Source organism: Streptococcus intestinihominis (assembly GCF_046824975.1).
Classification (GTDB): domain Bacteria; phylum Bacillota; class Bacilli; order Lactobacillales; family Streptococcaceae; genus Streptococcus.
The window spans coordinates 65,481-69,035 of sequence record NZ_JBKQBL010000008.1 but is presented as its reverse complement, the minus strand read 5'-3'; the positions used below and the strand labels follow the sequence as shown (position 1 = coordinate 69,035).

General features: G+C 44.4%; 2 protein-coding genes and 1 pseudogene. 2 read left to right on the top strand and 1 reads right to left on the bottom strand.

The features are described 5' to 3' along the window. Nucleotides 1–636, bottom strand: a pseudogene (locus tag ACLOR3_RS10305) (GH92 family glycosyl hydrolase); the annotation flags it as partial. Between the two features lie 193 nt (nucleotides 637–829). On the opposite strand from ACLOR3_RS10305, the gene ACLOR3_RS10300 reads away from it, so the two are divergent. Together ACLOR3_RS10300 and ACLOR3_RS10295 are read left to right on the top strand one after the other, a co-directional pair. Beyond that, the gene (locus ACLOR3_RS10300; RefSeq protein ID WP_411400972.1) at nucleotides 830–2,110 is read left to right on the top strand and encodes a glycoside hydrolase family 125 protein; all 1,281 of its coding nucleotides are present in this window, start codon (nucleotides 830–832) and stop codon (nucleotides 2,108–2,110) included. A gap of 76 nt (nucleotides 2,111–2,186) precedes the next feature. Continuing rightward, nucleotides 2,187–3,555, top strand: a 1,369-nt coding sequence (locus ACLOR3_RS10295; RefSeq protein ID WP_497868184.1) for a glycoside hydrolase family 38 N-terminal domain-containing protein, incomplete at its 3' end; no start/stop codon positions are given.

Here is a 3,555-nt window from a genome sequence, read left to right as displayed (position 1 = left end):
AGTGCCTAATCGAGCTTCTAGTATGGGGCTGTCAAACTCTAGGATCAAATCCTGCCCTAGCCAGTGAGTTCGAGTGATAGCTTGGTCAAATTCGAAATGAAGATAGAACGGAAAGTCTTGTTGGTCTGTATGATTTTGATCTAGGATGTGGAAGTGAAGATTTGTTTCTCCGAATTCTAGCTCAGTTAGTCCATTGGGACAGTGCAAGGCAAGCGCTAGTTCAGATGGCCCCCTAAAGCGAAGGAAGGCTCCATAGAGGCTTGGCGTCACCTCTGTGTGGATTTGATAGCGCTCTGAGGTGAGGGCTAAATAATGGGGCTGAAAGACAGCTTCTTGGATCCGGTAACTGCTCTGTCTAAAATAGAGGTCTTCTTGAGTCGGTATGTTTGTTAGTGGGGTGAGGAGACACCAAGAAAAATCCCCAATCCAAGGGCTCGGCTGATGGGTCAAGCGAATGCCTTGAAAGATTGGAAGGTTGGGGTTGAAAAACCAAGCACCCTGTTCATGTGTCGTCTGTGGGAGAAAATAATTCATCCCAAAAGGAACTCCTGTGTAAGGGAGGGTGTTGCCGTTGGAATAAGCTGGGTGATTGTCTGTTCCTAAGCGGGTATCAATGCGAGTCAAATCGGTCTTCATAAAGGATCTCCTGTATTAAAGTAGAGCTTCTAAGCCCTTTTCTTTCTTTATTTTAGCAGAAGCTACTAGAATCTGAAAGCAATTTTTAAAACTAGAAAAGTTTGTAGAAAAAGGGCTATAATTTGCGTATGTATTTCCCCTTTGAAATCTTTTATACTGAATAGGAAAGAATCGATACGTGTGAGGAAAATAAATGACCTATTCAAAAGAAATCGTCAGAGAATGGTTGGATCAAGTAGCAGAACGTGCTAGAGATTACCCTGAGTGGGTGGATGTCTTTGAGCGTTGCTACACAGATACCTTAGATAATACAGTTGAAATTTTGGAAGATGGCTCGACCTTTGTCCTGACAGGAGATATCCCAGCTATGTGGCTTCGGGACTCGACTGCTCAGCTGAGACCCTACCTTCATGTGGCAAAAAGAGACCCTCGTTTACGTCAGACCATTGCCGGTTTGGTCAAACGTCAGATGACCTTGATCCTTAAAGATCCCTATGCTAACTCTTTTAATATTGAGGAAAACTGGAAGGGGCACCACGAAACAGACCATACAGACCTCAATGGCTGGATTTGGGAACGCAAGTATGAAGTGGATTCGCTTTGCTATCCCTTGCAGTTGGCTTATCTCCTTTGGAAAGAAACTGGTGAGACTAGCCAGTTTGATGAAACTTTTGTTACAGCGACCAAGGAAATTCTTCATCTTTGGACGGTAGAACAAGACCACAAGAATTCACCTTATCGCTTTGTTCGGGATACCGATCGTAAGGAAGATACCTTGGTAAATGACGGCTTTGGGCCAGATTTTGCTGTGACAGGAATGACCTGGTCAGCTTTCCGTCCAAGCGATGACTGCTGTCAGTATAGCTACTTGATCCCGTCAAATATGTTTGCAGTAGTTGTTTTGGGTTATGTCCAAGAAATCTTTGCAGCATTGAATCTAGCTGATAGTGAGAGTATCATTGCAGATGCCAAACGCCTCCAAGCGGAGATTCAAGAAGGGATCGAAAACTACGCCTACACTACTAACAGTAAGGGCGAGAAGATCTATGCCTTTGAGGTAGACGGTTTGGGAAATTCTAGCATCATGGATGATCCAAACGTGCCAAGCTTGTTGGCAGCTCCTTATCTTGGCTACTGCGCGATCGACGATGAGGTCTATCAAGCCACTCGTCGGACGATTTTGAGCTCTGAAAACCCTTACTTCTATGAAGGGAAGTACGCAAGCGGACTCGGAAGTTCTCATACCTTCTATCGCTATATCTGGCCGATTGCTTTATCCATCCAAGGATTGACAACGACAGATAAAGCTGAGAAGAAATTCTTGCTGGATCAGTTGGTTGCCTGCGATGGTGGAACAGGTGTCATGCACGAAAGTTTCCACGTGGATGATCCAACCAAATATTCGCGTGAATGGTTCTCTTGGGCCAACATGATGTTCTGTGAATTGGTCTTGGATTACTTGGATATTCGCTAATGAGCTGTCGCTCAACAGATTCTGGGAAAGAATCAAAAATATATTTTTAAATTTAAGTTAGAATGAGGTTTTACTCATGGAAAATGTTGTTGTACATATCATCTCTCACAGCCACTGGGATCGTGAGTGGTATTTACCTTTTGAAAGTCACCGCATGCAATTGGTGGAACTCTTTGACAATCTCTTTGATCTTTTTGAAAATGACCCTGAATTCAAAAGTTTCCACTTGGATGGACAAACCATCGTCCTCGATGACTATTTAGAAATTCGCCCTGAAAATCGCGACAAGGTGCAGCGCTATATCGACGAGGGCAAGCTCAAGATTGGTCCCTTCTATATTTTGCAGGATGATTACCTGATCTCTAGTGAAGCCAATGTCCGCAATACCTTGATTGGACAGGCTGAATGTGCCAAATGGGGCAAATCTACTCAAATTGGTTACTTCCCAGATACCTTTGGGAATATGGGGCAAGCTCCTCAAATCCTTCAAAAATCAGGTATTCACGTAGCAGCCTTTGGGCGCGGGGTCAAACCAATCGGCTTTGACAACCAAGTCCTCGAAGATGAGCAATTCACCTCTCAATTTTCTGAAATGTACTGGCAAGGGGCGGATGGTAGCCGTGTACTCGGCATTCTATTTGCTAACTGGTACAGTAATGGGAATGAAATTCCAGTGGATAAAGATGAAGCTTTGGCTTTCTGGAAACAAAAATTGGCAGACGTTCGTGACTATGCATCGACCAACCAATGGTTGATGATGAACGGTTGCGACCACCAACCGGTTCAACGGAACTTGAGTGAAGCTATTCGCGTGGCCAATGAGCTTTTCCCTGATGTGACCTTTATTCATAGCTCCTTTGATGAATATGTGCAAGCAGTGGAAAGTGCGCTTCCTGAACAATTATCAACGGTTACGGGGGAATTGACCAGTCAGGAAACCGATGGCTGGTACACTCTTGCCAATACCTCTTCTTCACGCGTTTACCTCAAACAAGCCTTTCAAGAAAACAGCAATTTGCTGGAGCAAGTGGTGGAACCTTTGACCATCATTACAGGTGGTCACAATCACAAGGATCAATTGACCTATGCCTGGAAGACGCTCTTACAAAATGCACCTCATGATAGTATCTGTGGTTGTAGTATTGACGAAGTTCACCGTGAAATGGAAGTTCGTTTTGCCAAGGTCAACCAAGTTGGAAACTTTGTCAAGACCAACCTTCTGAATGAATGGAAAGAGAAACTCGCGACTCAGAAAGCTCAGAGTGAGCATCTCTTTACAGTTATTAACACTGGCTTGCATAGCAAGGTGGACACTGTCAGCACGATTGTCGATGTAGCGGTTTGTCCATTTAAGGAGTTGCACCCGACAGAAGGCTTCAAGAAAATGGCGGCTTTGACCTTGCCAGACTATCACGTAGAGGATTTAGAGGGGCATCTTGTAGAGG

Coding starts and splice junctions, on each gene's coding strand:
- ACLOR3_RS10300 (WP_411400972.1), top strand. CDS start 830: ATGACCTATTCAAAAGAAATCGTCAGAGAATGGTTGGATCAAGTAGCA.